The 25770-nt window shown below is 68.5% G+C and carries 26 protein-coding genes; 10 read left to right on the top strand and 16 right to left on the bottom strand.

All coding sequences use genetic code 11. From position 1 onward, the window contains the following. Nucleotides 1-111: 111 nt before the first annotated feature. Nucleotides 112-831, bottom strand: a complete 720-nt coding sequence (locus tag EV651_RS12460) for an MBL fold metallo-hydrolase (protein ID WP_133785282.1) — start codon at nucleotides 829-831, stop codon at nucleotides 112-114. A gap of 110 nt (nucleotides 832-941) precedes the next feature. Between EV651_RS12460 and EV651_RS12455 the strand changes: the two genes are divergently transcribed. Then, nucleotides 942-1499, top strand: coding sequence for a TetR/AcrR family transcriptional regulator (locus EV651_RS12455; protein WP_133785281.1), 558 nt, complete (start codon nucleotides 942-944; stop codon nucleotides 1497-1499). Nucleotides 1500-1501: 2 nt separating this feature from the next. Here EV651_RS12455 and EV651_RS12450 read toward each other — a convergent pair whose 3' ends face one another. After that, entirely contained in the window at nucleotides 1502-2665 is a 1164-nt protein-coding gene (locus tag EV651_RS12450; protein ID WP_133785280.1) for an acyl-CoA dehydrogenase family protein, read from the bottom strand. Between the two features lie 124 nt (nucleotides 2666-2789). Between EV651_RS12450 and EV651_RS12445 the strand changes: the two genes are divergently transcribed. After that, nucleotides 2790-4127 (top strand): UDP-glucose/GDP-mannose dehydrogenase family protein, encoded by a 1338-nt coding sequence (locus tag EV651_RS12445; RefSeq protein ID WP_202870292.1) that lies wholly within the window; start codon nucleotides 2790-2792, stop codon nucleotides 4125-4127. Here the strand turns inward: EV651_RS12445 and EV651_RS12440 are convergent. The 3 genes from EV651_RS12440 to EV651_RS12430 form a co-directional block, all read right to left on the bottom strand. Beyond that, nucleotides 4124-5344: an MFS transporter gene (locus EV651_RS12440; protein WP_133785279.1), complete on the bottom strand. Its 1221-nt coding sequence runs from the start codon at nucleotides 5342-5344 to the stop codon at nucleotides 4124-4126. The two genes, EV651_RS12445 and EV651_RS12440, sit on opposite strands and share 4 nt — an antisense overlap. 75 nt (nucleotides 5345-5419) lie before the next feature. Next, nucleotides 5420-5905 (bottom strand): 5-(carboxyamino)imidazole ribonucleotide mutase, encoded by a 486-nt coding sequence (purE, locus tag EV651_RS12435; protein WP_133785329.1) that lies wholly within the window; start codon nucleotides 5903-5905, stop codon nucleotides 5420-5422. Between the two features lie 24 nt (nucleotides 5906-5929). After that, entirely contained in the window at nucleotides 5930-7102 is a 1173-nt protein-coding gene (locus EV651_RS12430) for a 5-(carboxyamino)imidazole ribonucleotide synthase (RefSeq protein ID WP_238156837.1), read from the bottom strand. A 143-nt stretch (nucleotides 7103-7245) separates the two neighbouring features. Here EV651_RS12430 and EV651_RS12425 point away from each other — a divergent pair, with 143 nt between their 5' ends. Both EV651_RS12425 and EV651_RS12420 read left to right on the top strand, forming a co-directional pair. Continuing rightward, the gene (locus tag EV651_RS12425; RefSeq protein ID WP_133785277.1) at nucleotides 7246-7806 is read left to right on the top strand and encodes a GtrA family protein; all 561 of its coding nucleotides are present in this window, start codon (nucleotides 7246-7248) and stop codon (nucleotides 7804-7806) included. A gap of 59 nt (nucleotides 7807-7865) precedes the next feature. Beyond that, nucleotides 7866-9077, top strand: a complete 1212-nt coding sequence (locus tag EV651_RS12420) for a GNAT family N-acetyltransferase (protein ID WP_133785276.1) — start codon at nucleotides 7866-7868, stop codon at nucleotides 9075-9077. Here EV651_RS12420 and EV651_RS12415 read toward each other — a convergent pair. Together EV651_RS12415 and EV651_RS12410 are read right to left on the bottom strand one after the other, a co-directional pair. Further along, nucleotides 9074-9742, bottom strand: a complete 669-nt coding sequence (locus EV651_RS12415; protein ID WP_133785275.1) for a DUF1345 domain-containing protein — start codon at nucleotides 9740-9742, stop codon at nucleotides 9074-9076. The two genes, EV651_RS12420 and EV651_RS12415, sit on opposite strands and share 4 nt — an antisense overlap. Nucleotides 9743-9752: 10 nt before the next feature. Next, nucleotides 9753-10373 (bottom strand): PH domain-containing protein, encoded by a 621-nt coding sequence (locus tag EV651_RS12410; protein ID WP_133785274.1) that lies wholly within the window; start codon nucleotides 10371-10373, stop codon nucleotides 9753-9755. 139 nt (nucleotides 10374-10512) lie between these two features. On the opposite strand from EV651_RS12410, the gene EV651_RS12405 reads away from it, so the two are divergent. Further along, nucleotides 10513-11007 (top strand): hypothetical protein, encoded by a 495-nt coding sequence (locus tag EV651_RS12405; RefSeq protein ID WP_238156836.1) that lies wholly within the window; start codon nucleotides 10513-10515, stop codon nucleotides 11005-11007. A gap of 127 nt (nucleotides 11008-11134) precedes the next feature. On the opposite strand, the gene EV651_RS12400 is transcribed toward EV651_RS12405, so the two are convergent. Both EV651_RS12400 and EV651_RS12395 read right to left on the bottom strand, forming a co-directional pair. After that, entirely contained in the window at nucleotides 11135-11947 is an 813-nt protein-coding gene (locus EV651_RS12400) for a biotin--[acetyl-CoA-carboxylase] ligase (RefSeq protein WP_133785273.1), read from the bottom strand. After that, nucleotides 11944-14571 carry a phosphoenolpyruvate carboxylase gene (locus tag EV651_RS12395; protein WP_133785272.1) on the bottom strand — a complete coding sequence of 876 codons (2628 nt, stop codon included), beginning with the start codon at nucleotides 14569-14571 and terminating at the stop codon, nucleotides 11944-11946. The genes EV651_RS12400 and EV651_RS12395 overlap by 4 nt, the downstream gene beginning before the upstream one ends. A 248-nt stretch (nucleotides 14572-14819) precedes the next feature. Here EV651_RS12395 and EV651_RS12390 point away from each other — a divergent pair, with 248 nt between their 5' ends. Continuing rightward, nucleotides 14820-16244: an AAA family ATPase gene (locus tag EV651_RS12390; protein ID WP_133785271.1), complete on the top strand. Its 1425-nt coding sequence runs from the start codon at nucleotides 14820-14822 to the stop codon at nucleotides 16242-16244. Between the two features lie 724 nt (nucleotides 16245-16968). Here the strand turns inward: EV651_RS12390 and EV651_RS12380 are convergent. Continuing rightward, nucleotides 16969-17595 carry a TetR/AcrR family transcriptional regulator gene (locus EV651_RS12380; protein ID WP_133785270.1) on the bottom strand — a complete coding sequence of 209 codons (627 nt, stop codon included), beginning with the start codon at nucleotides 17593-17595 and terminating at the stop codon, nucleotides 16969-16971. A 95-nt stretch (nucleotides 17596-17690) separates the two neighbouring features. Between EV651_RS12380 and EV651_RS12375 the strand changes: the two genes are divergently transcribed. After that, nucleotides 17691-18173, top strand: coding sequence for an SCP2 sterol-binding domain-containing protein (locus EV651_RS12375; RefSeq protein ID WP_133785269.1), 483 nt, complete (start codon nucleotides 17691-17693; stop codon nucleotides 18171-18173). Nucleotides 18174-18180: 7 nt separating this feature from the next. Here the strand turns inward: EV651_RS12375 and EV651_RS12370 are convergent, their stop codons facing one another. The 3 genes from EV651_RS12370 to EV651_RS12365 form a co-directional block, all read right to left on the bottom strand. Continuing rightward, entirely contained in the window at nucleotides 18181-18744 is a 564-nt protein-coding gene (locus EV651_RS12370; protein WP_133785268.1) for a hypothetical protein, read from the bottom strand. 76 nt (nucleotides 18745-18820) lie between these two features. Further along, nucleotides 18821-18949, bottom strand: a complete 129-nt coding sequence (locus EV651_RS42945; protein WP_255512170.1) for a hypothetical protein — start codon at nucleotides 18947-18949, stop codon at nucleotides 18821-18823. Then, on the bottom strand, nucleotides 18943-19137 hold the full coding sequence (locus EV651_RS12365) for a hypothetical protein (RefSeq protein WP_133785267.1): 195 nt from the start codon (nucleotides 19135-19137) through the stop codon (nucleotides 18943-18945). The genes EV651_RS42945 and EV651_RS12365 overlap by 7 nt, the downstream gene beginning before the upstream one ends. Nucleotides 19138-19227: 90 nt before the next feature. On the opposite strand from EV651_RS12365, the gene EV651_RS12360 reads away from it, so the two are divergent. From EV651_RS12360 to EV651_RS12350, 3 genes are read left to right on the top strand one after another with little or no spacing between them, the layout of a single operon-like run. After that, nucleotides 19228-20814 carry an acyl-CoA carboxylase subunit beta gene (locus tag EV651_RS12360; protein ID WP_133785266.1) on the top strand — a complete coding sequence of 529 codons (1587 nt, stop codon included), beginning with the start codon at nucleotides 19228-19230 and terminating at the stop codon, nucleotides 20812-20814. Further along, nucleotides 20811-21011, top strand: a complete 201-nt coding sequence (locus tag EV651_RS12355; protein ID WP_133785265.1) for an acyl-CoA carboxylase subunit epsilon — start codon at nucleotides 20811-20813, stop codon at nucleotides 21009-21011. Before EV651_RS12360 ends, EV651_RS12355 begins: the two co-directional genes overlap by 4 nt. A gap of 11 nt (nucleotides 21012-21022) precedes the next feature. Continuing rightward, nucleotides 21023-21382 (top strand): hypothetical protein, encoded by a 360-nt coding sequence (locus EV651_RS12350; protein WP_133785264.1) that lies wholly within the window; start codon nucleotides 21023-21025, stop codon nucleotides 21380-21382. On the opposite strand, the gene EV651_RS12345 is transcribed toward EV651_RS12350, so the two are convergent. From EV651_RS12345 to EV651_RS42345, 3 genes are read right to left on the bottom strand one after another with little or no spacing between them, the layout of a single operon-like run. Then, on the bottom strand, nucleotides 21379-22845 hold the full coding sequence (locus tag EV651_RS12345) for a pitrilysin family protein (protein WP_133785263.1): 1467 nt from the start codon (nucleotides 22843-22845) through the stop codon (nucleotides 21379-21381). The two genes, EV651_RS12350 and EV651_RS12345, sit on opposite strands and share 4 nt — an antisense overlap. Before the next feature lie 16 nt (nucleotides 22846-22861). Beyond that, entirely contained in the window at nucleotides 22862-24052 is a 1191-nt protein-coding gene (locus EV651_RS12340) for a Maf family nucleotide pyrophosphatase (RefSeq protein WP_238156835.1), read from the bottom strand. After that, on the bottom strand, nucleotides 24049-25740 hold the full coding sequence (locus tag EV651_RS42345; protein WP_133785261.1) for a DUF885 domain-containing protein: 1692 nt from the start codon (nucleotides 25738-25740) through the stop codon (nucleotides 24049-24051). The genes EV651_RS12340 and EV651_RS42345 overlap by 4 nt, the downstream gene beginning before the upstream one ends. Nucleotides 25741-25770 lie beyond the last annotated feature (30 nt).

Below are 25770 nucleotides of genomic sequence, written 5' to 3'. Positions count from 1 at the left end.
CCGGGTGCCGAACGGATAAGCCCTCGGCTAGAGGGTTCTCCGTCGTGTATCAGTAGAGAACCCCGCACGCGAGGGATATCCCGTCCTGTGCTCGGCGGGTGTTGGTGCGGGTCAGTGGGCGGCGGACTCGCGGATCAGGCGTACTGCTTCCGGTGCGCCGCCGTCCCATGCCGGCCCGTGACCCGGTAGCACCCAGGTGGCGTTCACGTCTGCGAGCTTGTCGAGGGACGTGATCGCCTGGTCCGGCTCGAGGGTGAACGGCGCCGGCTTCGGGCCGGTTGCGCCGGTCAGCACGTTCCTCGTCGTGAACGTGTCACCGAGGAAGAGCGCGTCGACAGCCGGAACGTGCACGGTGACACTGCCCGGCGTGTGCCCGGGCGTGTGGATGATCCGTGGTGCGCCGGGGACGTCGAGCACCTCGCCGTCCTTGACCGGCTGGAGCCCGGTTGCGGGCGGGATCCGGAGTCCGCCGTGCCGTGCGGAGTACCAGAGGAAGCCGGCGAGGGGCCGTGGTTTGACGGGACCCCACCCGGAGTTCGGCTTCTTCACCTCCAGCCGGGCGCGCGGCGCGTCGGACTCATGGAGGTACGCCGCGATGCCCTTCTCGGCGTACAGCCTGGCCGCGAAACCAATGTGGTCGGTGTCGCCGTGGGTCAGGATCAGCGCCCGCACGTCGTCGAGCGACAGTCCCAGCTCGGCCAACTCGGCGTGCAGCAACTTCCAGTACCCGGGCAGGCCGGCGTCGATCACGGTGACCCCGTCGCCGGTGACGACGAGGTAGCTGTTGACGACGTCCGAACCGATTCGGTGCAACCCATCGGCGATCCTCACGACATGCGCTCCTTCTGGCTCATCCCCGCGCCGACGCGCAGTGATGGCTACACTATGTAGCCTTGGTGCGGATGGCAAGGAAAACCCGGAGAGTGCCGGAGGTGATGGCGATGCCCGCTCCGGCGGTGACGTCCGAAGCCGCGATCGTGGCGTCCGCCCGGCGGCTGCTCGAGGAGCGTGGCGCGGCCGCGCTGACCATGCGCGCCATCGCGACCGAGGTCGGGGTGAAGAGTCCCTCGCTCTACAAGCGGGTCCGGGACCGGTACCACGTCATGGGGCTCGTGCTCGACCAGGTGACCGACGAGCTGACCGATCTCCTAGAGGCCGCGGCCTCGGCCGGTGACGGGATGACCGACCTGCGGGCGATGACATCGGCCTACCGCCGGTTCGCCCGCGCGAACCCGGCGGCCTACGGCCTGATGTTCAACTCCGACCCGCTCATCGCCGGCTCCGAGGCGCGATCACGACGCTCGAGCACGACCCTGCTGGCGCGGATGGAGGCACTGACCGGAGCCGACGACGCATTGCCGGCAGCTCGCATGCTCGTCGCCTGGGCGCACGGCTTCATCACGATGGAGCTTGCCGGCGCGTTCCGGCTCGGCGGCGACGTCGACGCCGCCTGGGACTTCGGCCTGACACGCATCCTGACCGCCCTCGCGGCCGACTGAGCTCAGCCGAGGCCCTTCAACAACTGCCGGGCCATGACGATGCGCTGGACCTGGTTGGTGCCTTCGTAGATCTGGGTGATCTTGGCGTCGCGCATCATGCGTTCGACCGGATAGTCGTGGGTGTAGCCGTAGCCGCCGAGGAGTTGGACGGCGTCGGTGGTGACGGCCATCGCGACATCGGAGGCGAAACACTTGGCGGCGGCGCCGAAGTACGTCAGGTCGCTGTCATTGCGCTCCGAGCGGGCGGCCGCGGCGTACGTGAGCTGACGGGCCGCCTCGATCTTCATGCCCATGTCCGCGAGCATGAACTGCAGGCCCTGGAACTCGGCGATCGCCTTGCCGAACTGCTTGCGCTCCTTGACGTACCCGAGCGCGTAGTCGAGGGCGCCCTGCGCGATCCCGAGCGCCTGCGCGGCGATCGTCACGCGGGTGTGGTCGAGGGTCGCCATCGCGGTCGCGAACCCGGTCCCCTCGGAGCCGATCATCCGCGAGGCCGGGATCCGGACGTTGTCGAAGTACACCTCGCGGGTCGGCGACCCCTTGATCCCGAGCTTCTTCTCCGGGGCGCCGAACGAGACGCCCTCGTCGGACTTCTCCACCACGAAGGCGGAGATCCCCTTCGACCGGGCGTCCGGGTCCGTCACCGCGAACACGGTGTAGAAGTCGCTGACGCCGGCGTTGGTGATCCAGCGCTTCACGCCGTTCAGCACATACCCGTCCCCGTCCTTGACGGCCCGCGTCTTCATCGAGGCGGCGTCCGAACCGGCCTCCGGCTCGGACAGGCAGTACGAGAACATCGAGTCGCCGGCCGCAACCGGCGGCAGGTAGCGCTGCTTCACCTCGTCGGAGGCGGACAGCAGCAACGGCAGCGAGCCGAGCTTGTTGACGGCCGGGATCAGCGAGGTCGACGCGCATGCGCGGGCGACCTCCTCGATCACGATCACCGTGGCCAGAGCGTCCGCGCCGGCACCGCCGTACTGCTCCGGGATGTGCGGCGCGTGGAAGTCCGAGGCCTTCAGCGCGTCGTACGACGCCTTCGGGAACTCGGCCAGCTCGTCCACGTCCCCGGCGTGCGGGGCGACCTTGGCGTCGCAGACGTCGCGAACGGCCTCGCGGATCGCCTGGTGCTCCTCGGACAGCGCGTACAGCTCGAATGAGTTACTCACGGGTCACACAGTACGACGAACATCTCGCCGGTGGGGGGCGTCGTACGCCGAAAGTGAGCAAGAGCGCACTGTCCAGACATGAGCCGATAACCGCCTGATAACCACGATGGGTAGAGTCCCCGACATGAGTGAAGCGACCTCCCGCCCCCTGCGGATCGCCGTGATCGGCACCGGATACCTCGGCTGCAACACCTCCGCCGGGATGGCCGAATTCGGTTTCGACGTGATCGGGGTCGAGATCGACGAGCACCGGCTGAAGCTGCTGAACGACGGCAAGGCACCGCTGTACGAGCCCGGGCTGGACCCGCTGCTGAAGAAGCACGTGGACTCCGGCCGGCTGCGGTTCACCAGCGACTACACCGAGATCGCCGACTGGGCCGACGTGCACTTCATCTGCGCCGGCACCCCGCAGCTCGAGGGCAGCGAGGCGGCCGATCTGTCCCAGGTCTACTCCGTGGTCGACATGCTCGCCCCGCTGCTCACCAGACCGACCCTGGTGGTCGGCCGGTCCACGGTCCCGGTCGGTACGTCGAAGACCGTCGAGGAACGCATGCACCGCCAGGCCCCGGCCGGGTCGGCTGTCGAGATCGCCTGGCAGCCCGAGTTCCTCCGCGAGGCGCACGGCGTCGAGGACACGCTGCACCCGGACCGCCTGGTGTTCGGCGTCCAGTCCGCGGCCGCGGAGGCCCGGCTGCGCGAGGTGTTCGCCATGCCGATCGAGGAGGGTTCGCCGGTAGTCGTCTGCAACCTGCCGACCGCCGAGCTCGTCAAGGGCGGCGCGAACGCCTTCCTGGCCACGAAGATCTCGTTCATCAACGCGCTCGCCGAGATGGCCGACGCGACCGGCGCGGATGTCACCCAGCTGGCCGAGGCGCTCGGGTACGACAAGCGGATCGGCCGCGGCGCGCTGAACGCCGGGCCCGGGTACGGCGGCGGCTGCCTGCCGAAGGACCTGCGCGCGTTCATGCACCGCGCCGGCGAGCTCGGTGTCGAAGAGGTCATCACGCTGCTGCGGGAGGTCGACGACATCAACCACCACCGCCGCGCCCGGATCGTCGACCTGACCCACGAGATGCTCGGCGGCCAGTGGATCGGCAAGAACGTCACCGTGCTCGGCGCCGCGTTCAAAGCCGGTACGGACGATGTTCGCGACTCGCCCGCCCTCGATGTGGCCGGGCGGATCCAGCTGCACGGCGCGAACGTCACGGTGTACGACCCGGAGGCGATGGAGAACGCCCGCAAGGTGCGTCCGACCCTGCGCTACGCCCCCACCGCGGTCGAGGCGTGCCGCGAGGCGCACGCCGTACTGCACCTGACCGAGTGGCCCGAGTTCCGCGCGCTCGACCCGGTCGCGCTGAAGCCGGTCGTCACCGACCCGGTCGTCGTCGACGCCCGCCTCAACCTCGCCGCCGACGCATGGCGCGCCGCGGGCTGGACCTACCGGGCGCCGGGCCGGCCTTAAGAGACCGTTGCCGTCCGGAGAACCGGGCGGGTCAGTACGACGCATCCGGTGATCGTCGCTGCCACCGAAATGCCCAGGCAGACTCCGGTGATGCCGATGCCCGTCACATCGGCCAGGCTGCCGAGCAGCGGGTTCGCCACCATGATCGCGAGGCTCTGACAGAGCACGACGATCGACTGCAGGCGGGACTGGAACTCACGCTCCACCGAGTTCATCAGCAGCGGCAGCACGTGACCGGTGAACATTCCGACGCCGATCCCGCTCAGCACACCGGCGGCGAACGTCAACGGCAGCGGGTCGAGCACCGAAAGGCCGAGGAGTCCGGCAGCCGCCAGCAGGAGTCCGAGCGCGGCGAACATGCCCGGCCGGGGAAACGCGCCCCGCATCAGGATCCGGAGGGCGATCACCCCGACTCCCACGCTCCGGCTGGCGACCAGCAGAGCGGCGGTCGTGGCGTTCCACCCGTGGTCGCGGGCGAGCAGCGGGAACAGCAGTGCGTCGAGCGGCATCAGTAGACCAGCCGCAACCGTCATCGTGATCAGCAGCGCCCGGGTGAGCGGGCGGCCGAAGGCGACCTGGATGCCGGCGCCGATCGAGCGAAGCATGCCGGCCGGCATCCGGCCGGGGGGCGCGATCGTCTTCCGCAGCAGGATCAGGACGATGATCATCACGCCGAAAGTCAGGGCGTCGAAACCGCCCGCCGCGGTGAGTCCGGACCAGCTCACCAGGAGGCCGCCGACCGCGGTGCCTGTGACGGCGAAGACCACACCCGTCACCTGGAAACTCGCGAGCGCCCTCGGCACCTGCGCCGGCGGCACCAGCAGCCGCGGCATCGACCGTGACGACGGCAGGAAGAACGCGTCGATCGTTCCGACCACCAGGGCCAGGATCACCAGCAACCACACGGGTTCGCCGGCCGCCAGAGTGGCCGGGACGAGGGCCGCGGTGACCAGGAACATCGCGGTACAGCTCACCAGCAGCACCCGCGGGGCGCCGTACCGGTCGCCGATCGCGCCACCGACGAGCAGCAGAACAGCTCGCGGGGCGGCGGCGAGCAACAGGATGAGGCCGGCGACGCTGCCCCCGTGGCGAGTGGCGGACCAGCCGATGGCAAACCTCATCGTCAGATCGCCAAGGAGGGACACGGCAGCGCCGAACAGCCAGATCCAATAGCGGGCCGGAATGCGCTGCGTGTCCGAGTCAGTGGGCGGAGTCACGATCGACGACCTTAGACGACAACCAGTGGGAACTCATGACTACCCGCCCCCTCCTGTGGAAAGCCAGTGACCGCCTCAGCCTTTACGCAGCTCTGCCGCCCCATCACGTACCGTAGCGCCCTTGGCCCGTGCCGACTCCGCGAGAGTTTCCTGGAACGCGATCATCCGGTCCCGCAACTTCTCGTCGGAGGCGGCCAGGATCCGGACCGCGAGCAACCCCGCATTACGAGCGTTCCCAATCGAGACGGTCGCAACCGGCACTCCGGCCGGCATCTGCACGATCGACAGCAGCGAGTCCATCCCGTCGAGGTATTTGAGCGCCACCGGTACGCCGATCACCGGCAGCGGGGTCACCGACGCGAGCATCCCGGGCAGGTGCGCGGCCCCGCCGGCACCGGCGATCAGCACCTTGAGCCCCCGCTCGTGCGCTGACCGTCCGTAGTCGATCATCTCGGCCGGCATCCGGTGCGCGGACACCACATCTGCCTCAAAGGGCACGTCGAACTCGGCACACACCTCGGCCGCGGCCTTCATCGTCGGCCAGTCGCTGTCCGACCCCATCACGATGCCAATCACTGCAGTTTCCTATTCGTCGATGGTTCCGGTCAGGTACGCCGCGGCGTGCCGGGCGCGTTCGCGGGTCTCCTCGAGGTCGTCGCCGTACGCCGTGACATGGCCGACCTTGCGCCCCGGCTTCACCGACTTCCCGTAGAAGTGGACCTTCAGGCCCGGGTCGCGCGCCATGCAGTGCAGCAGGCCGCGGTGCATGTCCTCGACGTCGCCGCCGAGGACGTTGACCATGACCGTGTACGGCGCCCGCGCGGCCGGCGAACCGAGCGGAAGGTCGAGCACCGCGCGCAGGTGGTTCTCGAACTGGGACGTGACCGCGCCGTCGATCGTCCAGTGCCCGGTGTTGTGCGGGCGCATCGCCAGCTCGTTGACCAGCAGTCGCCCGTCCCGCGCCTCGAACATCTCGACCGCGAGGATGCCGACCACGCCGAGCTCCCCCGCGATCCGCAGCGCGGTCTGCTGCGCCTGGGCGGCCCGCTCCGGCGCCAGACCCGGTGCGGGCGCGGTCACCTCGACGCAGATGCCGTCCCGCTGCACGGACTCGACGATCGGGTACGCGACCGCCTGCCCGTGCGGCGAGCGCGCCACGATCGCGGACAGCTCACGGACGAAATCCACCTTCTCCTCGGCCAGGATCGGTACGCCGCTGCCGAACGCGGTCGCGATCTGCGGGTCCTCGGGGCCGTCGACGAACCACACGCCCTTGCCGTCGTACCCGCCGCGGGTGGTCTTCAGGATGATCGGGAAACCGCCGACCCGCTTGGCGAAGTCCGCGACGTCGGCGGGCGTGCCGACCACCTGGTGCGCCGGCGCCGGCGCGTCGAACATGTCCAGCCGGGCGCGCATCACGGCCTTGTCCTGGGCGTGCACGAGCGCGTCCGGGCCGGGCCGGACCGCGATCCCGTCCGCCTCGAGCGAGTGCAGCAGGTCGGTCGGGACGTGCTCGTGGTCGAACGTCACCACGTCGCACTGCGCGGCGAACCGCCGTACCGTCTCCGGGTCCTTGTAGTCGCCGACGGGTGCGTCCGCGACCGCCTGGGCCGCCGACACCGTCGCGCCCTCGGCGAGCACGCGGAGCTGGATGCCGAGGGCGATGGCTGTTTCCTGGGTCATCCGGGCCAGCTGCCCGCCGCCGACCATGCCGACCACGGGGGTACCGACGGGGAGATCCTTGCGATCGAACTTCACAGGCTGGAGCCTAATGTCCATACATCATCGGGCGTACGGCGGCTGTCGCGGCACGCGGGCGATTTCGGGGTCGGACCGGTCGCCGGGTACCGTGGGAAGCTGCCCTCCCGTCGCGGTGTGATCACAGAAGGTCCCGAGGTCCGTTGAAGCTCGTCACCACGCTGTACCGCCAGTTCCAGCACTTGGTGCACGAAGTCGCCAAGTTCGGTCTGGTCGGTCTGCTCGGTCTGGTCGTCGACCTGCCGATCTACAACTGGCTCGTCTTCAACAACCCGCTGGTGCTCGCCGACTCGGGTGTCGGCATGCTGCACCACAAGCCGCTGACCGCGAAGCTGATCTCGACCACGGTCGCCACGATCGTGACGTACTTCGGCAACCGGTACTGGACGTGGCGGCACCGGGAGCGCTCCGGCCTGCACCGTGAGTACGTGCTGTTCTTCGTACTGAACGGCATCGGCCTGCTGATCGCGGCCGGCTGCCTGGCCTTCTCGCGGTACGTCCTTGACCTGCACAGCTGGCTGTCCGACAACATCGCGGCCAACTTCATCGGCCTCGGACTCGGCACCCTGTTCCGCTTCTGGTCCTACCGCAAGTTCGTCTTCCGGGAAGAGATCGCCCTCGACGAGGCCGAGCACTCCCCGACCCCGGACTCGCCCGCCGAACTCGACGGAGAGTCCACGGGCGACCTGCCCGTCGTTCGCTGACCGTGCGGATCTGGGTTTGATCCTCTCCTGTTGTCGGTAGGGCATGTGAAGATGCCGTGGTGACTGACTTCGAGGTGCGGGTAGCGCGGGCCGACGAGCACGAGGCCGCCTCGGGTGTGTTCGGTGACGCGATGATGTTCGACGCGACACCGGACGAGCTCGCGAGGCGATTGTTCGAGCCGGAGCGGACGCTGGTGGCGACCGACGGCGACGAGATCATCGGGACGACCAGGGCGCTGACCCGGGACCTGTCGGTGCCCGGCGCGGTCGTCGACGCCGCCCACGTGACCGGGGTCGGGGTGCGGGCGACGTACCGGCGGCGTGGTGTGCTGTCCCGGTTGATGCGGCGGCAACTGCGGGAGGTGCCGGAAGCGATCGCGGTGCTGTGGGCGAGCGAGCCGGTCATCTACGGGCGGTTCGGGTACGGCGCGGCCGCGTGGGGCACGAACTACGAGGTCGACCTGCATCGCGTTGGCCCGACCAACGACCGGATCCGTCCGGGTGCGCTCGGCGTACTGACCGTGGACGAGGCCCTCAAGGAGTTGCCGTCCGTACTGCGTCGCGCGCAGGAGCAACGCCCCGGGGTGTCCGGGCGGTCGGAGTTGCGCTGGCAGAAGCACCTCGAGGACAAGCCGGACGACCGCAACGGGCGGACCCCGCGCCAGATCCTGGTGCACCGCGACGAGGCCGGCACCATCAACGGGTACGCGTTGTGGCGCGGCAAGATGAACTGGGTCGCGACCGGCCCGGCGAACGAGGTGCTCGTCGAGGAACTCGTCGCGCCGGACACGACGGCGTACCGGGCGCTGTGGCAGCACCTGCTGACGATGGATCTGAGCGCGAAGCTCGGCTACGGGTACGCCGCTGTGGACGAGCCGCTGCAGCAGCTCGTCAGCACGCCGACCGCCCTCGAACGCCGGGTCGGCGAGTCCCTGTGGCTGCGCGTGACCGACGTACCACGGGCGCTCCAGCAGCGGCAGTACGCCGTACCCGTCGACGTCGTCCTCGACGTGACCGACGACCTCCTCGAGGCGAACACCGGCCACTTCCGGCTGACCGCCGACGAGTCCTCGGTCACCTGCGAACGCACCGACGCCCCCGCCGACCTCACCCTGTCGATCGCCGCCCTCGGCGCCGCCTACCTCGGCGGCCGCCCCCTCGCCGAGTTCGGACCAACAGGCCACGTCACCGAACACACCCCCGGCACGCTCAACCGGACCACCGCAGCCTTCCACTGGCCGACCGCACCGGTCAGCCTGGAGGTCTTCTAACCACCGGTGCCGAGGCCGGCGACCAAGTTCACCGTGCCGGCCAGGATGACCGCGCCGAACAGGTAGGACAGCAGCGCGTGCCGCAGGGCCGTGTGCCGGATCTCGGATGCCTCCAGCTCGGTGTCCGAGACCTGGAAGGTCATGCCGATGGTGAACGCGAGATACGTGAAGTCCTGGTAGTCCGGTGGAGCGTCCTGATGGAAGTTCACGCCACCTTGCTCCTCCACGAAGTACAGCCGCGCGTACCGCAGCGCGTAGATCGTGTGGACGGTGAACCAGGACACCGCGATGCTGGCGACCGCGAATCCGCCGATCAGGTTGCGCTCGACGCTGTCGGCGCCGGACGCCTGCAGGAGGAGATAGCCGACTGCGACCAGACTGGCGACCGCGGCAACCAGCAGGATCAGATCGGTGAGCGCCCGGCCCGGATCCTCCCTGGTCGCGTGCGCGCCGGACTCGGCCGCGTCCATCCGCCGGATGGTCAGCCACACCCAGACGACGAACAGCAGCGCCGCGAGATCCCAGCCGGCCAGTGGTGCGTAGGTCCACCCGGCCGTCAGCCCGATCGCGACCGCGGCGAGCAGCCCGGCGCCCAGAGTCACGGCCAACCGGGTCCGCGAGTGGGTCGACACCCACCACGGATCGGAACTCTTCGGCTGAGCCATCCCGGTCGATCTAGCGGTTGTCGTCCGAGCTGAAGATCGTGTCGCCGTCGTCGGTTCGGGGCTGTTGCTGGGGTTGCTGGGGACGCCGGCGCAAGTGTTCGGGGGGCTGCTCGTCCTCGAGGATGCCGTCGCCGGGCCTGCCCTCGGGGCCGCCGAAGAGCAGGTCGGACATCTGCAGGTGGACGTGCTCGACATGCGGTACGTCGGGGAGCACGACCTGACCGCGTTCGCCGGCAGACTCGATGTGCAGTGTGCCGCAGCCGAGGATGCGGTCCACCAGGCCGTGCTCGTAGGACACGTCGTTGATCCGCATCAGCGGGATGTCCCGGCCGGTCCGGGTGAGGATGCCGTGCCGGGTGATCAGCCGCCGGTTGGTGATCGTGTACGTGGAGAAGAACCAGTTCAGGAACGGCTTCAGCGCGAAGGTCGCGACGACCACCACGCCGACCGCGAGGATCGCGATCCGGGCCGGGGTCTGCAGTGACCCGGACGGCACGATCGCGGCCAGGAAGCCGCCCAGGCCCGCCACCACCAGCAGCAGGAGGACCGGCCCGATCAGCGCCTTCCAGTGCGTCCGGGTGCTGACGACGACGTACTCGTCCTCACCCAACAACTTCGCCGAGATCGCCATGGGCCCAGTCTCACAGGTCCCGGGTTCGGTTGTCCTCTCCCGACACGTTCGGGAAAAGATGGTTTAACACTTCACAAAATGCATACAGTGAGCCAGGATGCGCGAGGGGTTGTCAGCTGGGGGACGAGAAGGAGCCGTGATGGCAGTCTTGTCGATTCTCGACCGGGAGCACACCGTCGCACCGCCGGGGTACAGCCGCTGGCTGATCCCGCCGGCCGCGCTCGCCGTCCACCTGTGCATCGGCCAGGCGTACGCGACCAGTGTCTACAAGACGTCGATGGTGAAGCACTTCGACACCACCCAGACCGCGGTCGGCGTGGTGTTCAGCATCGCGATCGTGATGCTCGGCCTGTCCGCCGCCGTCGGCGGCACCTGGGTGGAACGCAACGGACCACGCAAGGCGATGTTCGTCGCCGCCTGCTTCTGGGCGACGGGGTTCCTGGTCGGTGCCCTCGGCATCGGCACCGGCCAGCTCTGGCTGGTCTATCTCGGGTACGGCGTGATCGGCGGCATCGGCCTCGGGATCGGGTACATCTCGCCGGTCTCCACCCGCGCTGTTCACGATGGTCGGCGTACTGGCCGTCGGCTTCGTCGCGAACCTGCTGATCCGCCCGGTCTCCGAGCGGTTCCATGAGAAATCCGACTCCACGGTGGAGGCAGCACGATGAACCAGACCCCGCGCCTGGTGATCTCCTGGCTACTGGTCGCCGTACTCCTCGGCTACGGCGTAATCCAGACCCTCATCACCGCAGCCAAGATCTTCACGCACTAGTTCGCAGGTGGGTGACGTCGCCGGCTGCTAGTGGCCGGGGGCCTTCGTTCGTGTCGACGATCAGGCGGCCGTCGTCGGCGAGGTCGCGGGCGGTTCCTTCGAGGAAAGTGCCGTCGGGAAGCTCCACGCGCACTGACTGCCCCAGGGTCGCGGACAGTTCGCGGTACTCCGGGAGGACGACGGCCGGGTCGCCGTTGGCGTCGACCCAGGACTGATAGCGAGACGCGAGTTCACGAAGTACCGCTGCCATCACGGTGGCCCGGTCGGTCGTCGCCGCCTTTTCCAAGGCGAGCGACGTGGCTGCCTCGTGGGGCTTCTCCGACTCGCGCAGCGTCACGTTCAGACCGATGCCGATCACGGCAGCGGGTCCTTCGACGCGCTCCAGCAGGATGCCGGCGAGCTTGCGGTTCTCGACCAGTACGTCGTTCGGCCACTTCACCTGCGCGGGAATCTCACCGACCTGCCGCACCGCCGCAGCCACCGCCAGCGGGACCAGCAGCCCCAGCCACGGCCACCGCGACGCCTCAACGGCGATCGGACGCAGCAGAACGGACATCAGCAACGCAGAGCGCGGCGGTGTGGTCCAGGTACGCCCCAGCCGCCCGCGACCGGACGACTGGTACTCAGCGGCCACGACCAGTCCTTCTGGCTGACCACCTGCAGCCGCAGCTGCCACAACAGCATTTGTCGACGGCGTCTCCGCGAGTACGTCGATCTGCGTCCACAGCGCACCGGGACGCACCAACCGCCCCCGCAGGAACTGCTCGTCCAGCGGGGGCCGCTCCAGGTCGCTGAAGCTCATCCGGTGTTCTGCAAACCGGCAGCAACGCCAGAAACGGTCAGCAACAGCAGTCGCCGAGTACGGACGATCTGCTGCTCGTCCAGGGAGTCATCCGTGCGAAGCGTCCGCAGTGCCCGCAGCTGCAGGTAGCTGAGCGCGTCGACGTACGGGTTGCGCAGCTCGACCGCACGGCCCAGGACACGCCGTCCCTGCAGCAGGCGTTCCTGGTCGAGCACCTTGAGCACCCACTCGGTGGTGAGCGCGTGCTCGTCCAGCATCCGCTGCGTCAGGTCCGGCCGGTCGCCCAGCTCCAGGTAGCGGCCGAGGATGCGCCGGTCCGTCTTGGCCAGCGACATCTCCGCGTTCTCCAGCATCACCTGGAACAGCGGCCAGTTCTGGTTCGCATCCCGCAGCAGGTCGACGTCACCGACAGCGGCAAGCGCCGTACCGAGGCCGTACCACCCAGGTGCGTTCACACGGGCCTGCGACCACGCGAACACCCACGGGATCGCCCGGAGGTCCTCCAGCGACGACACCGCGACGCCACGCCTGGCAGGCCGCGACCCGAGCGGCAGCTGGCCCAGCTCCTCCAGCGGCGTCACCGTGCTGAACCACTCCGCGAAGCCGTCAGCCTTCACCAGCCCGTGGTACGCCGTACGCGCTGCCTCGTCGAGCGTCTTCTCGACCACAGCGAACCGCTCGGCCGCGACCAGGGCCCGCTCCTCCACTGCCGGCGTCGACGCCAGCAGCGTTGCCGCAGTCACCTGCTCGATGTGCCGCTGCGCGATCGCCGCGTTCCCGTACCGGGCCGGAATCGCCTCGCCCTGCTCAGTCAGCTTGAACCGCCCGGCCACCGAGCCAGGAGCCTGCGCCAGTACGGCGCGGTTCGCCGGGCCACCGCCCCGTCCCAGGGCGCCACCGCGGCCGTGGAACAGCGTCAGGCGGATCGCATTGCGCTGCGCCCACGCGGTGATCCGCGCCTGTGCGTCGTACAGCGCCAGCGTCGCCGACACCGGGCCGACGTCCTTCGCGGAGTCGGAGTACCCGAGCATGACCTCGAAGCGCCGGTCGTTCGCGGTGAGCCGGTGCCGGACCCGGGTCAGCTGGATCGCGTTGTCCAGCACCTCCACCGAGTTCTGCAGGTCCTCACCGGTCTCGAACAGCGGTACGACGTCCAGCTCGATCGGACGCCCGTCCAGCGCTGCGTCGGCCAGCTCGTAGACAGCCGCCAGGTCGCCCGCGTTGCGGGTGAACGACACGACGTACCGACGGCAGGCCTCGGGGCCGAAGCGCTGCTGGATCTGCCCGATCACCCGGAGTGTGGCGAGCACCTCCTCCGTCTGGTCGGACAGCTCGCCACCGCCGAGCACCTCCTCCAGCGCCTTGGCGTGCACCGAGGAGTGCTGGCGGACCTCCAGCTCGGCCAGGTGGAACCCGAACGAGTTCACCTGCCAGATGAGCTGCTGCAGCTCGCCGTACGCCTGGCGAGGCGCACCAGCGGACACCAGCGAGTCCTGGAGGACCTTGAGCTCGTGCAGGAAGTCAGCGGCCCGCGGGTACCCGAAGTCGGCGTCGCGGGCGCGGGTCGCGGCCAGCCGACGGGCAGCCAGCAGCAGGAGCTGCCGGTGCGGCTCAGCCGGCGAGCGCGTCTCGATGTCGGTGATCAGCTCCGGGTTGACCGCGCGGGCGTCCTCCAGGATGCGGCGTACCGGAGCGGACGGCGGCGTGGTCGCAGCATCCAGGGTGAGGGCCCGGCCGAGCGCGTCGGTGGCCTGCTCGAGTGCCCGCAGGACGTGGTCGGCCTGGATCTGCATGGCCTCCCGGGTGATCGCCGCGGTCACGTTCGGGTTGCCGTCGCGGTCGCCGCCGATCCACGAGCCCAGGTGGACGAACGGCGCCACCACGGGCGTCCGCCTCCCGGCCTCGTCACCGGCCAGGGCGTCGTCGAGCCGCCGGTACACGTTGCCGACGACGTTGAACAGGGTCTCCTCGAACACCGCCATCGCCGAGCGCACCTCGTCCAGCGGCGAGGGGCGGCTGGTGCGGAGTTGCGACGTACGCCAGAGGACGTCGACCTGCTCGACCAGGCGGCGACGGTTCTCGGCCAGGTCGCTGTCACCGGCCCGCGGGTCGTGGCGCTCGTCCAGCAGCGAGCTGATCCGGCGGATCGTCGCCAGGACGGCGCGGCGCCGGGCCTCCGTCGGGTGCGCGGTCAGCACCGGCCGGAACTCCAGGCCGTTCAGGAGCGCACGGGCCTGCTGCTCGCCGCTGTCACGGGTGATCTGCTCCACCGCCTGGGCCAGCTCGGACACCACGGCCTCGCTGCCTGCGCGGTCGCGCTCACGCAGAACGCGGGCCCGGTGCAGCTCCTCGCTCAGGTTCGTCAGGTGGAAGTAGCAGGTGAACGCACGGGCGACGTCCTCGGCCCGCTCGTGCGGCCAGGACGCGACCAACTGCTCGGCCGCGGCGCCGTCACCGGCGATGGTCAGCTCACGCAACTTCTCGACGTCGTCGAGCAGCGGCTGACCGGCGTACTCGACCAGAACCTTGCCAAGGATCTCGCCGAGCAGGCGGACGTCGGCCCTGAGTTCCTCAGGCACCTCGAACCGCGCGCGGGTACGGGTCTCACTACCGGTCTCGGTCACGTTCGCCCACCCTATCGGCGGACACCCGCCAACGCCTCAGAGCGTCCGCCCACTGGAAGCGGATCGTGACCGCACACCCAGCTACTTCACAGTAGGTGGGACAGGGTCGCGCACCCACTGCTCACGTACGTCGTTCAGACTTCGTTGCTGCTGTCAACGCGCCGTCGTTCTTCCCTGTCCGCCGCTCTCTTAGCCCTCCGATGCTCGCTAGTCCACAGCCGCGGAGTTAGCGGCTGTAGCCTGCTGCCATGCTCACCCGGCTTGAGATCAAAGGCTTCAAGAACCTGCTTGATGTCAACATCGACTTCGGCCCGTTCACCTGCATAGCAGGCGCGAACGGCATGGGGAAATCGAATGTCTTCGATGCAATCGAGTTCCTTTCTTATCTCGCAACTGACTCGCTGGTTGACGCATCGCAGCGAGTTCGCAGCTCGGTCGGAACGCGGGGAGGCGATCCGCGCGATCTATTCTGGGACGGCTACCGGGAGCATCCGCGCGAGATTTCACTCGCCGTCGAGATGATCGTGCCTGCGGAAGTTGAGGACGATCTAGGTGCACCTGCTGAAGCAACTACGACGTTCCTTCGATATGAGCTCACGCTTGGATATCTGCTCGCCGAAGGTGAAGGTAGTGTTGGACGACTAACATTGGAGCGCGAGGAGCTTAGGCATATCAACCGCGGAGATGCGCCGAAGCATCTTAGGTTTCCACACAGTGCCAAGAATTTCAGAAGCTCCGTTGTGCTTGGAGAGCGTCGCGGCGGCGCGTATCTTTCCACTGAACTACGAGACAGCGGAACTGTTATCAATGTCCATGGCGACGGCGGAAGTCGGGGTCGACCGCAGCCACGCGGCGCCGGCCGCGCCGGACGCACAGTGTTGAGCACTGTGACAACCAATGATTATCCGACGATTCTCGCCGCACGCCGAGAGATGCAAAGCTGGCGACGACTCGCACTCGAGCCATCGGCATTGCGGGCCCCTGATGGGTTCTCTGATCCGCGGACGCTCGAAGCGGATGGACGCCATCTCGCTGCAACCTTGTATCGAATAGCGAACGATCCTGCCGTTGCAGACGCACCAGACACAGCGGCGGTCTATGCAATGGTTGCGGATCGACTGTCGGACTTATCTGGCGTTAGCGTCCGAGACCTTCAGGTCGAACTCGACCAGGTCCGAGAGGTCTTTACCCTGTTCCTAAGAGAACGGAGCGGACTGAGACTTCCAGCGCGGGCACTTTCAGAGGGAACACTCCGTTTCCTCGCTCTGTGTGTACTACTGGAGGATCCAACGTTCACCGGCCTCATCTGCATGGAGGAACCTGAGAACGGCATACATCCGGCAAATCTTCCCGCGATGGTACAACTCGTTCGCGATCTTGCAGTGGACCCAACCGAGTCTCCAAGTTCAACAAACCCGTTCCGACAGGTCATCATCAACACCCACGCCCCAGGAGTCGTTCAGCTATGCCACCCCGCAGATCTACTCCTGGCGGAGTCAAGTCCGCGGCGCAGTCCAGACGGGACCGTAACCAATGCTCTGACCCTCCTTCCCTATCGAGGCTCCTGGCGCGCAACCGAGGGCCAGACGACATTCTCAGAGGCTGACGTGGTCGCGTATCTCGCAGCCCCACCTGGAGCGCAATTGCACTTACCACTCGGGATGGTCGGTTGATGGCCACGATCCCGAGCGGACTGTTCATTTGCGAAGGCACCTCCGATCTACCAATTTCCGAGTTGGTCGCAGCGTTATTTGTAGACATCAATCTACCGGTGAGATTGTCACCGGTAGATTTTATGCGGCTCGGTGGGGTCTCACACGACATCGAATCGCGGGTGCGCGCCGGCATGAAACTAATGGGCGAAGCTCCGGCGTTTGTGGTCGTCCATCGCGACGCAGACAACGCGGGAGCCAAGAAGCGCCGAAGCGAGATCGAATCAGCATTGTCCGCGACAGGATTGACCTCACCTGTCCTACCCGTCATACCTATTCGGATGACGGAGGCGTGGATTCTTCTAGACGAGTCCGCTATTAGACACGTAGCCGGCAATCCTAACGGAAAGCACCCGATCAACCTCCCTGCCCAAAGGTCTGTTGAGCGACTCCCGGACCCGAAGCAGAGGCTCAAGGAATGCCTTCTGAACGCGGCGGCTGCCACGGGAAGGCGGCGAGACCGGGTTGCGCAGCGCTTTACACAACATCGACGACAACTGCTAGAGCGCCTCGACCGACAGGGGCCTATAACCGAGCTAGAAAGCTGGAAGACGCTGCTATCTGATGTTCAGTCGACAGCTCAGCGTCTGGGCTAGACTAAGCCCATCATCAACTGCGTTACGCGGTAACTCGCTCGAACTCCATTGAGATGCTGGCGAACGCAACCTGTGTCGGACATTGAACCTCACACGTTCGTGAAGCCGCCGCCGACCACCTGGGACACGGTGCGCGCCAGGTCGGCCGGGGAGCGGTCGGTGGCGCCGGTGACGAGCATCCGGGCACAGGCCTCGATCATCGAGGCGAGCAGCTCGGCCAGGACCGGGAGGTTGGCGTCCGGGTCGGTGACCCCCGGGAGGGACTTGACCAGGGTCAGGCGCAGGCTCTCGACCAGGAACGCGCGGGCCGCGAGGACCCGCTCGGCGACGACGGGTGCAGCGCCGTACTGCGCGCCGAAGACGATCCGCCACGACTGGGGCTGCTTGGCGACGGCGGTGAGGAACGCGGTCAGGCCCTCGAGGACGTGCTCCTCCGTCGTGCCGACGCTCGGGTCGGCGGGCAGCGCGGAGACGATCGAGATGACCAGGTGCTGCTCCTCGCGGGCGAGCAGGGCCAGCAGCAGCTCGTCACGGTTCGCGAAGCAGTCGTAGACCACCGGTTTGGTGACCCCGGCCGCGTCCGCGACCGACTGCATCGTGGTCCCGGCGTACCCCTTCGCGGAGAAGACCTCGAGCGCGGCGTCCAGGATGAGCGGGCGGCGACGCTCCGGACCGAGGTGCGGCGCGCGCCGGCGTCTCTCAGCGTCCTCGACCACTTGACAAAGCTATCCCATCGTAGGAAATTCCTACGGTCTGGTAGGAACACTCGCCTGTTCGGAAAGTGTTCCGCGAACTGCCGCGGGGGTGGTCGATGACCGATCGAGGCAGTGCCGGCTGGCTCGAGTCCGACGGCCTCACCGCCCTGGACGCGAGTGAGCTCGCCCGGCTGGTGGACCGGACGTCGGAGCGGGAGCTTCGGCATCGACTCATCGGGGGTGTGCGAGAGGTCGCGTTGCGCGAGATCTTTCGACGGATGCCGGAGTACCTCCGACCCGCCCGAGCCGCCGGGTTCGACGCTGTCATCAGCTGGCAGATCACCGGCGCGGGCGGGGCCGGACGTCCCGACTCGATCGACGAGTACTGGCTCCGCGTCCACGACGGCCGGTGCACGCTCGTGTCCCCACGCCCCACTCCCCCGGACATCACGATCCGCACCGACCCCACCACCCTGCTCCGTATCGTCACCGGCAACGAGGACCCCGTCCTGGCCGTCCTCAAACAACGCCTCTCGGTCCACGGCGACCTGGCCCGGGCCGCCCGCCTCCCCAAACTCTTCAGCGCCGGCCCCCTGTAGATCCAAGTCACCGGACGAGGCCGTCAGATCCCTTGTTCCGGGAGCTTGCGGCGGCGCCGTCGCCCTGGCGCGTCTGCCCCGTGGGTGCCTGGACCCGGCCGAGGGGCGGGATCGCTGGATCGGTCCCGAAGACGCGGTTCGGCTCGGTAGCCTGCGCGTCCGGCGGGTGCAGCTCGAATCCGCGGACTGCTGCCAACGTGCGGTCCCCGAGCGTGCCGCCGTACACCTTCGCCTCGCTCCGCGCGTCCAAGCCGTCCGCTCTCCACGCGTCCATCAGGGTGGGCAGTTCGTCGAAGCCCTCGGTGAGCATGGTCGCGGTCGCGGCGGTGGCAGCCGGCCGGCTCTCGAAGGGAATCGTCGACGTCATCACCATCGTCTCGGCTGCGGCGGCCGTCGCGGCAGGCGGCGACGCCACCTGGCTGTCCGGGAGATCGGTCTGTATCCGGGCATGATGCTCGACTCTGGACACGAGTCCCCGCGCCACGATGGCCCGGACCTCGTCCAGCGACGGAGTCGGCTGCGGTTCCATGGATTCCTCCCAGTAGTCGATCTTCTGCAGGAACTCGTGCACTCCAGCTCCTCGGTCAGCTCGCGCGCCGCGGCCCGCTGCACATCCCGTACGGCGAACCCCGCCTCGATGCTTCTGGTCAGCTGCCGATGAATCCCCGCCCGCTGCCCTCCGGCAGCCGCGCGTAATCCATTCGCGCCTCGAGCAGCATCCCGGCCGCCTCGTGCGCGGCCGCACCGTGGCCGGCGGCAACGAGCCGCTTCAGCACCTGGTCCTCACCGGCAGCGAGCCGTCCCGGAGGTCCAGGTTGTCGGCGAGCGGCCGGAGCATCTCCACCTGCCCGGCGCTCAAGTCGAGCGTCTGACCACGCCGGAGCGAGGACACGCCCTCGACGTTGTCCAGCACGACGAGCTGGTTGACCTTCTGGACGAGCTTGTCGACTACTCCGTCAGCCACCTGCGGAACCTATCGCCGGACCGGTTCAGTACGCCGCTTGCGAGCGACGTCACAGGCGGTACGGCGTACTGGCGCGTAGGCTGCGCGTTCATGGGAGAGACCGTGAACATCCACACCACCGCCGGGAAGATCGCGGACCTCGAGCACCGGCTCGACGAGGCCGTGCACGCCGGGTCGGAGCGCGCGGTGGAGAAGCAGCACGCCCGCGGAAAGAAGACCGCGCGTGAGCGGATCACACTCCTGCTGGACGAGGGCTCGTTCTCCGAGCTGGACGAGTTCGCGCGGCACCGCTCGACGAGCTTCGGGCTGGACGCGAACCGCCCGTACGGCGACGGCGTGGTGACCGGGTTCGGGACCATCGACGGCCGTCAGGTGTGCGTGTTCGCGCAGGACTTCACGGTCTTCGGCGGCAGCCTGGGCGAGGTGTTCGGCGAGAAGATCGTCAAGGTGATGGACCTGGCGATGAAGATCGGCTGCCCGCTGATCGGGATCAACGACTCGGGCGGCGCCCGGATCCAGGAAGGCGTGGTCTCCCTCGGCCTGTACGGCGAGATCTTCCGCCGCAACGTCCGCGCGTCCGGGGTGATCCCGCAGATCTCGCTGATCATGGGCCCGTGCGCCGGTGGCGCGGTCTACTCGCCCGCGGTCACCGACTTCACCGTGATGGTCGACGAGTCGTCGTACATGTTCATCACCGGTCCGGACGTGATCAAGACCGTCACCGGTGAGGACGTCACGCAGGAGGAGCTCGGCGGCGCCCGGACGCACAACACCAAGTCGGGGAACGCGCACTACCTGGGCTCCGACGAGGAGGACGCGATCGAGTGGGTCAAGGCTCTGGTCGGTCACCTCCCGCAGAACAACCTCGAAGACCCGCCGGTGTACGACGCCCTGTACGACGCAGGCGATCTGGAGGTGACCGAGACCGACCTCGCGCTCGACACCCTGATCCCGGACTCACCGAACCAGCCCTACGACATGCACACCGCGATCGAGGCGGTCGTCGACGACGGCGACTTCCTCGAGGTGCAGACGCTGTTCGCGCCGAACATCATCGTCGGCTTCGGCCGGGTCGAGGGCCGCCCGGTCGGCGTGGTCGCGAACCAGCCGATGCAGTTCGCCGGCACCCTCGACATCGACGCGTCCGAGAAGGCGGCCCGGTTCGTCCGCACCTGCGACGCGTTCAACCTGCCGATCCTCACGTTCGTCGACGTACCCGGTTTCCTGCCCGGCACCGACCAGGAGTGGAACGGCATCATCCGCCGCGGCGCGAAGCTGATCTACGCCTACGCCGAGGCGACCGTGCCGATGATCACCGTGATCACCCGGAAGGCGTACGGCGGCGCGTACGACGTGATGGGGTCGAAGCACCTCGGCGCCGACATGAACATCGCCTGGCCGACCGCGCAGATCGCGGTGATGGGCGCCCAGGGTGCGGTCAACATCCTGCACCGCCGCGAGCTCGCCGCGGCCGAGGACGTCGAGACCCGCCGCCAGGAACTGATCACCGAGTACGAGGACCACCTCGCGAACCCGTACATCGCGGCCGAACGCGGTTACATCGACGCCGTCATCAAGCCGAGCGAGACCCGCGCCGAGATCGTCCGCGCCCTCCGCCTCCTCCGGACCAAACGCGACACCCTGCCCCCGAAGAAGCATGGGAACATCCCGCTGTGACCACGATCAAGATTGCCAAAGGCAACCCGACGCCCGAAGAGCTTGCCGCTCTGATCACGGTGGTCGCCGCCCGCGCCGCCGTACCGGCTCCGGCCCCCGACCCGGGCCGAGCCAGCAATTGGGCCACCTACTGGCGCAACACCCGCACCCCGTTCCACCCCGGCCCCGGACAGTGGCGCGCGAGCGCTCATCCGTAAACACTGGCGGTATGGCCAAGTACGCAGTCAACCCCGAGGCGCTCGACCACGCGCGGAAGCTGATCGACGCGCGGCAGTACGTGCTGGACAGCGACTGGGGTGAGGTGCAGCCGCGGGCCGACGACCAGAACGCCTACCTGGACAAGCACGGCTGGCAGGAGTACGGCGCCTGGCACCTCGGGCTCACGGACGGCGCCGGTGAGGAGACCAAGGCGCGCTACGCGTTCGTACTCGGCGATTTCCGCCGGATCCACCGCACCGCGCTGATCGCCTCGGTCTACCGGGCTTCCGAATGGCGCCACAAGTCCATCGAGCTGGCCGCCCATGACCTCCTTCAACTCCTCGACGAGAAGTCCGGCCTGACGGCTTAGACGTCGAGCTTCGGTTCGTCGTACCAGAGGTCTTGCGGGAGTCGCTCGGACAGCTCGGTGAGTACATCTGTGGCGCCGCGGAACATGTCGGGGTCGACGGGGATGGCACAACCGTTCAGGCCCAGCACGATCGTAGGTCCATCCTCAGATCGCATCACTCCGGCGATCTCGTCCCAGCGAATCTGGTGAATGCCGTCCGAGTCACGCAGGACCAGCGCGTCATCGGTGCGGACCCACCGCATCGAGCGAGCCTCCTTGACGAACGTCCGCGCGGTGAGCGGCGGCTTGAAGCTGCGGCCGGCCGGTAGTTCGACGATCACCGGGCACGCGGACGCGAGCGTGAACCCGGCCTCCCGCCACACCTCCAGCGCATGCTCGTCGCCGTAGCCGATCGCGCCGGGCAACGCAGTCTTGAGTACGGCGGCGATGTCCGACGACTGCACCGCCACGAGCCGCGCGGCGTCGACCGGAGGCAAGTCGGGCTCGCCGACGATCCGGCTCATCGCGGTGTTGAAGGCACGCCGTACGTCGGGATCGTCGGAGACCAGGTTCTCCTCGGCGCGCGCGATCTGATGCGCCAACTCGGACGGCGTCGGCCCGTTCTCCGCGAGGTCGGTCAAGGCTGCGACGACCGCACGGGACACCGCGTCCTCGCTGCCGTCGCGCGCCTCGGCGTACACGATCCAGTCGCTCGATCCGTTCTCCCCGGGGACGAGGTCGAGGCCGATCTCGTAGCTGTGCCCGCCGACGAACCGGCACTTCTCCTCGATCCGCTGCCGCAGCGTCATGATCGCGAGCGTCGAGAGCCGTACGTCGTCGTCCGGCGGCAATGTCAGCAGTACGCCGGCCGCGGGAATGCCGTGCCCGACCACGACCGGCCCGTCGAAGGATCGCGTGGGCGGTAACACCCGTGCCGGTGACGGACCGCTCGGCAACTCGAGCTCCACGCCGTCGGGAAGCGGACCGGTCACCTGCAGCACCGCGTTCGCCGGTACGAACCACTTCTTCGCGAACGAGCTCACGTGCTCCGGTGTCAGTCCGTCGTACCCCGCCCCTTCCAGCCAGGCGAGTCCGGGCCCGCGAGCGCCGTACCGGACGTTCAGGAGGAAGGCGACGACCGGATGCGCGACATTGCTTTCCTCCGCGGTCAGCACGCCCGCCTCGAGTTCGAGGCGGTCGGCCGGCGGCGCGGCGAGGGCGCGGCTCAGGCGGTTGAGGAACTCGCCCACGCGCGCCGCCGAACCCGACGCGACGAAGGTCGTCGTCAGCAGGTCGACCTCGGCGTTCATTTCGATCGGCAGGTCGCGGACGGTGTTCATCGCCAGGTGCTCGAGGGCGTGCGCGACCCCGATGGTGCGCAGTGTCTCGTCGCGACTGCCGACCGCGAAGGTCAAGGTGACGTCGGTGTGCCGCTGCGACCCGCGATGCCGCACGACCCGAACGCCGTTGATGTACTCGTCCACGGGCGAACCTTAGCCGTCAGGTACGGCGGAAGCGCACCACCGGATAGATCGGGGCGTTGCCCGTGTTGCGGGTGGGGCCGACGAAGGTCGTCGCGCCGTCGAGAACCAGGCCGTACCGGGACGCGACGGCGACCAGGTGGGCGAGGGCGTCCTGGGAGCGGGTGTCGTTGGGGCCCCGGCCGTCGGCGTAGCGGCCGGCGTCGGACTTCTCGGTGGTGGTGACGAAGACACCGTCGGTGCGCAGGACCCGCGCGACCTCGGCGATCACCGGCTCGCTGTCGTCGAGCAGGTGCAGCAGCCAGACGGCGACGACCGCCTCGCACCGACGATCGGCCACCGGCAACCGCGTCGCATCCGCCGCCGCGACGTGACCGGGCAGCCGCACGTTCGCGCGGCGCAGCATCGCGGTGGACAGGTCGAAGCCGTGCACGAGGTTGCCGAGAGCAACCAGCTCCGCGCCGACGATCCCGGTGCCGATCGCCAGCTCGACAACTCGTCCTCCCTTGGGGAGCAATGAGTCGACGGCGCGTGCGGCCGCCGCGGCGCGGTCCGGTCCGCCGCGGGTCTCGTCGTACGTCGACGCGACGGATTCGTCGTACCTGAAGGGTTTCTGGGACCGCCACAGCTCGGGCCAGCTGATGCCGACCTCGATCAGCATCCGGCGCAGCAACGGCAGCGAGAGTCCGACGACGTTGTGGTAGTCGCCCTCGATCGCCGTGACGAACGGGCCGCCGATTCCGTCGACCGTGAACGAGCCGGCCACCACGAGCGGTTCGCCCGTCTCGACGTACGCGTCGATCTCCTCGTCGGTGAGGTCGGCGAACTGGACCTCGGTCGACGCCAGCTCCCGGATCTCCTGCTTGGAGGACGTGTCGAACAGGCAATGGCCGGTGTGCAGTACGCCGCGCCCCCCGCGCATCATCCGCCAGCGCTCGCGGGCGACCTCGGGAGTACCGGGCTTGCCGTACGCGACGCCGCCGAACTCCAGGACCGAGTCGCAGCCGAGGACGGTCGCGTGGTCGGTCAGGTTCGCGACCACCGCACGCGCCTTCAAGACGGCGAGCAGGCGGGCGAGCTCGCCGGGGTTCTCGGCGGTGACGTTGTCCTCGTCGACGCCCGAGACGATCACCTCCGGCTCGATCCCCGCCGCGCGCAGCGTCTTCAGACGCGCCGGCGACGCCGAGGCCAGGACGAACCTGGTGCTCACAGCTTCGCCAGCGCCCGGCGCAGCGGGTCGAGGCCGAGCGACCCGAGGTTCAGCGCGTCGGAGTGGAACGTCCGCAGATCGAACGCGGATCCCTTGCGCTGCTTGGCCTCTTCCCGCGCCTGCAGCCAGATCCGCTCGCCGACCTTGTACGCCGGTGCCTGACCGGGCCATCCGAGGTACCGGTTCAGCTCGGCCTGCAGGAACTCGGTCTCCATCCGGCAGTGCGCCCGCAGGAACTCGAACCCGAGATCGGCGTTCCACCGCTCCCCCGGCCGCCAGCCGAACGGATTGTCCTTCGGCACCGCCAGCTCCAGGTGCATGCCGATGTCGACGATCACCCGGGCGGCGCGGAACGCCTGGGCGTCCAGCATGCCGAACCGCGCGCCCGCGTCCTCGAGGTAGCCGAGCTCCTCCATCAGGCGTTCGGCGTACAGCGCCCAGCCTTCGCCGTGGCCGGAGACCCAGCAGGCGATCCGCTGCCAGCGGTTCAGCAGGTCGGTGCGCAGCATCGTCTGCGCGCACTGGAGGTGATGGCCGGGCACGCCCTCGTGGTACACGGTCGTGACCTCGCGCCAGGTGGCGAACTTCTCGATACCGTTCGGCACCGCCCACCACATCCGGCCCGGACGGGTGGTCAGGTCCTCGCTCGGATTCGTGTAGTAGATCGAGCCGTCCGAGGTCGGTGCGATCATGCACTCCAGCGTGCGGATCTCGTCCGGGATGTCGAAGTGCGTGCCGGCCAGTTCGGCGACGGCCGTGTCGGACAGCTGCTGCATCCAGTCCCGGAACGCTTCCTTGCCGACGATCGTCCGCGCCGGGTCGTCGTCCAGCAGCGCGGCGGTCGCCTCGATCCCGCGGTCGCCGCCGTTCAGCCCGGCCGCGATGTCCTGCATGGCCGACTCGATCCGGGCCAGCTCCGCCCAGCCCCAGGCATACGTCTCCTCGAGGTCGATCGCGGCACCGAGGAAGCTGCGGGAGGCCAGCTCGTACACCTCCCGGCCGCAGGCGTCCCGCTCCGGCGCCCGCGGCGCGAGGTCGGCGGTCAACCACGATCCGAACTGGTCGAAGGCGTTCCGTGCCGAGGCGGCCGCGGCCTCGACGGTCGGCTTGACGGCGCCCTCCGGCGCCTGTGCGGCGAGCCCCGCGAAGAAGTCGTCGCCCTCGGCGCCGGTCCAGCTGGCGATCCGGCCGGCCAGACCGGTCACCTGGCGCACCGCCGAGATCCGGCCCTGATCGGCCTGCTCCAGCAGCGTCTCGCGGTATCCGTCGAGCGCCGTACCGACCTGGTTCAGCCGGATGGCGACGATCTCCCAGTCCTGCTCGGTGTCGGTCGGCATCAGGTCGAACACCTGCCGCAACCCGGCCGGCACCGAGGCGATCGCGTTCAGCTGGTGCTGCGGTACGCCGGCCTCGTGGCGCTCGAGCTCCAGGCCGAGCCGCTCCACGAAGGCGTCCTTGGCGACCTCCTCCCGCGGACTCGCCGGCTCGATCGCACCGGCCTCGGCGAGCGACCTCCTGGCCAGCTCCGTCCGCGCCTCGAAACCGGCCGGCGTGAAGTCCGGCAACTCGTGGTCGTGGCCGGTGACGCCCATTTCGGTCGCCAGGATCGGGTCGAGCACGATCTCCTGCTCCAGGTGCCGCTCGGCGAGCTGATCGATCGGGCTGTTCGGGTTGGTGGCAGCAGTCACCCGATCGACCCTACCTGTCGAGGGCGTCCG

The organism is Kribbella sp. VKM Ac-2571, from assembly GCF_004362255.1.
Taxonomy (GTDB): domain Bacteria; phylum Actinomycetota; class Actinomycetes; order Propionibacteriales; family Kribbellaceae; genus Kribbella; species Kribbella pratensis.
This window is presented reverse-complemented; position numbering and strand designations above follow the sequence as displayed.